This is a genomic window from Ruegeria sp. H8 (assembly GCF_056532905.1).
The window spans coordinates 1-3464 of the sequence record NZ_JBQFNY010000022.1; the positions used below are offsets into that span (position 1 = coordinate 1).

The window sequence follows — 3464 nt, forward strand, 5'->3', positions numbered from 1 at the left end:
GCTTAGATCCTTCCTTGCCAGCAGCCGTGTCAATGATCTGACTGATGATGATAAAACGCTCATTGTTGCGGCTCGAAGCGTTCGATAATGAAATCTCGCCTTTCCACCCCTTCCGGTCATTCCATCACCCTCGGCGCTGAGCTCGGTAGGGGCGGGGAGGGTACTGTTTACGAGGTGGTGGGTTCGCCGGACCTGGTGGTCAAGCTTTACACCGATGGGCGGGCGGACGACCGGCGGACCAAGATCGAGGCGATGGTTGCTACAGGGCTGCACCACCAGGCCCCGCACATCTCCTTCCCGATCGAAATTCTGCTGGATGAGTCCCGCAGATTCGTGGGGTTCACGATGCGCCGCGTTCGGGGCGCCCGGCCGATCCACCAACTCTGGAACAGTCGGGACCGTCAGGAGAAATTTCCCGACGCCACGGTATCCTTCATGGTACGCGTGGCTGCGAACGCTGCTCGGACGGTCGCAGAGCTTCACCACACCGGCTGTTTGATCGGCGATATCAACGAGTCCGGTTTCCTCGTCACCGACCACGCAACCGTGATCCTGATCGACAGCGACTCGATCCAATACTCGGTCAACGGCCAGGTCTTTCCCTGCGTCGTCGGCACGCCCGAGTATTTGCCACCTGAGCATCAAGGGATCAACCAGCGCAATCTCGGCACGCGCGGTTCGAACCATGACAACTTTGGCCTCGCGGTGATGATCTTTCGGCTCCTCATGAGCGGCGTGCATCCGTTCCGGTGTGTTTGGAATGGGAGAGGAGATCCTCCTGCCCCGCCCAAATGGATCGAGGAGTTCCGCTATGCGTACGGGTCAGACAGCAGTCGGCTGACGGTTGCGCCGCAACCCACCGCACCACCGGTGGACTGACTCCCCGACGATGTGCGGGACGCATTCGAGCGCGCCTTCGGGAGATCAACTGCGCGACAGCGGCCCACCGCCCAAGAGTGGATCGACATGCTCGACCGGTTCGAGAAGGGCCTCACGCAATACCGAAAATCTCGCTTCCACCATCATCGCAAGAGTACCCGCAGCTGCCCGTGGTGCGAAACCGAAAAGAAGCGAGGTCGAGAGCTCTTTGGCAAGACGAAAACCAGTTACCAGCAGACTCCATTTCGCGGAGCTGGTTCGCATGGTCCAACAGGTCCGAGTGTCGGACCAGCACCGGCCAGTTCCCCGCCAACACCTCCGCTTCGACAGGTTGCCAACAACGGCCTCCGAAACGCCATCCTCGCAATCATCGGTATCGCAATCGCCTCACTATTTGTGTTCGGACGTGATCAGAGCCAGGACACCGCTCCACCACAAACAACATCGAAGCAAGCGAACTTCCGGATCACGGCCAACAGCCTCGAAAGCATATCTGCCGGCCTTATGCTGACCAGATCTCCGATGGGGCGCTTCAGTTTTGCTGAGGCATTTCAGAGATGCGCAAACCTTAATTTTCTAGGTCATAATGACTGGCGAATTCCTAGTCTCGACGAGATGCGTGCGTTTGGGAATGCGCCACGAGAGCTTAATACTCGACTTGCAGACATATTTGGTGGAGCAGAAATTTGCGGCTCACATAGAATGGCCACTTATCTATTTCTGTCAAACTACGAGATGCGCGGGCAGTATCGCTACAGCTATGTAATGCATTGTTCATATGGTCAGATCGATACAACGATACACGACGCCGCCGCTGTTTGTATCAGGAGTACATCATCTGCGGTTTCTCCCAGGCTTCAACCGACCCCACCACCGTCTTCTGCAACAGTTAGGATTTCGACGACCACGGGCACCTCGGGCATCCAAAGAATAATCTGCCCAAAGAATAGCCAGACACTATCGAGATTGGTTTGCGGAAATCCCGAGGTGCGACAATTATACAACTCCTTGAATGCGAGCATTTCAAAGCGAATTGATCTGGAAGCTGCATCGTCGCGGCCAACCGTTGTTTCTGAGTGTAATCGTTGGCACACGCAACTCTTTAGCGCCTGTGCGTCCAACTCTATCACGACGGCATGCCGCCAAACGTTGCTCAGCACGTTGGGAGCTAGGCTCAACAGGGATCTCGCGAGAGCCGCTTTCCTCGAAAGACAGAGATCACAAGAACCTACGTTGGATGAAGTCTCACCGACACCCAACGTCGAGACAGTCAGGAGAATTCAACAGCGCTTGGCAGACCTGGGGTGCGCGCCCGGAGCGGTCGATGGCATCGTCGGAAGGAAGACGATTTCAGCTATCGAACGCTTTGCGCGTGCCAATGGCCGTACGTGGGACCAGCCCGAAAGCCGATTGAACGAGGTCCTTACTTTCGTTGATCGCCCATCAACGACGCGTTGCCGTCAACACACTTCTTCTTCAGCGCCCTAGCTGGGAAGTTGGAACGGACAAGGTACTTGTCGCCAACTCTTGAACCACAATCGGTCGACTAGGCTGGACGGCATTGCCAACTTGTTTGCGTGTGATTGAGAAATGTAAGGCCAGTTCCTATCAGACGTTCATTTCGGTAACATAACTGTTCCAGAGGCCGAAAGCATCGGTTCTGGCGTGACGGTATGAGACGGTGGAGAGTTGATAGCGGCGGGGTCGAAAAACGGTGTTGATCTGGTCGTGAGCGGCAAGGAACCTTTGCGCTTGCTTTGGCGCTTGAAGCGTCCCATGAGCTTTTCACGCTTTCGAGTGGGTCTGTGTGATCCTTCGTTCCGATTGTTTAACCCTTTGTGGGATGTGTCGCAAACTTTGAACTGAGATTGACGAGCACTCAGTTTTCGCAGTCTGTTCCCGTCGAATAGGTTTCGAACAGGTTTTTAGTTTGATCTCTCTGAAAGGCTGCCACTTTCCCAAGGATGCAGATCTTTACGCTGTATATTTCTATTTGCGGTACACAGTGTCGTATCGTGATTTGGAAGAGATCATGGCCGAACGCGGCGTGCAGGTGGACCACGCTACTCTCAACAGGTGGGTTGTTAAGTATTCGTCGATGATCGCCGCGAGCGCGCAATCGAAGAAGCGACCAACGCTGAGTTCTTGGCGCATGGACGAAACCCACATTCGTGTGCGCGGGAAGTGGATGTATCTTTATCGAGCAGTTGACAAAGCGGGAAATACCCTTGATTTCATGCTATCTGAGCGACGTAATCGTCCAGCAGCCATCAGGTTCTTTGCCAAAGCACTGTCGTCAAACGGGATCCCAAACAAAATCGTCATAGACAAGAGTGGCGCAAATGCAGCTGGCATTCGAGAAGTGAACAGGATCCTGAAGCGGTTCGGGTGCTCTGCGAAAGTACAGACGATTAGGTCCGAATACCTAAACAACATGATCGAGCAGGATCACAGATTCATCAAACGACGCGTGCGGCACATGTTTGGGTTTAAGTCGTTCAGATCCGCCTCAGCTACTCTGGAGGGCATTGAGGTCGCCAACATGATCCGCAGCAGCAATTCCCCAGCATTACCACGTCGGGCTT

At 54.7% G+C, this 3464-nt stretch carries 3 protein-coding genes and 1 pseudogene; 3 read left to right on the forward strand and 1 reads right to left on the reverse strand.

Annotated elements, in window-relative coordinates; all coding sequences use genetic code 11:
• The first annotated feature begins 87 nt into the window (after positions 1–87).
• Both ACR0A2_RS22130 and ACR0A2_RS22135 read left to right on the forward strand, forming a co-directional pair.
• On the forward strand, positions 88–879 hold the full coding sequence (locus tag ACR0A2_RS22130; protein ID WP_480837373.1) for a protein kinase domain-containing protein: 792 nt from the start codon (positions 88–90) through the stop codon (positions 877–879).
• A 765-nt stretch (positions 880–1644) separates the two neighbouring features.
• Positions 1645–2367 carry a peptidoglycan-binding domain-containing protein gene (locus tag ACR0A2_RS22135; RefSeq protein WP_480837376.1) on the forward strand — a complete coding sequence of 241 codons (723 nt, stop codon included), beginning with the start codon at positions 1645–1647 and terminating at the stop codon, positions 2365–2367.
• Between the two features lie 120 nt (positions 2368–2487).
• Here the strand turns inward: ACR0A2_RS22135 and ACR0A2_RS22140 are convergent.
• Positions 2488–2723, reverse strand: a pseudogene (locus ACR0A2_RS22140) (IS6 family transposase); the annotation flags it as partial.
• A gap of 86 nt (positions 2724–2809) precedes the next feature.
• On the opposite strand from ACR0A2_RS22140, the gene ACR0A2_RS22145 reads away from it, so the two are divergent.
• A partial coding sequence (locus tag ACR0A2_RS22145) for an IS6 family transposase (RefSeq protein WP_480447748.1) occupies positions 2810–3464 on the forward strand: 655 nt, incomplete at its 3' end.

Coding starts and splice junctions, on each gene's coding strand:
- ACR0A2_RS22130 (WP_480837373.1), top strand. CDS start 88: ATGAAATCTCGCCTTTCCACCCCTTCCGGTCATTCCATCACCCTCGGC.
- ACR0A2_RS22135 (WP_480837376.1), top strand. CDS start 1,645: ATGCATTGTTCATATGGTCAGATCGATACAACGATACACGACGCCGCC.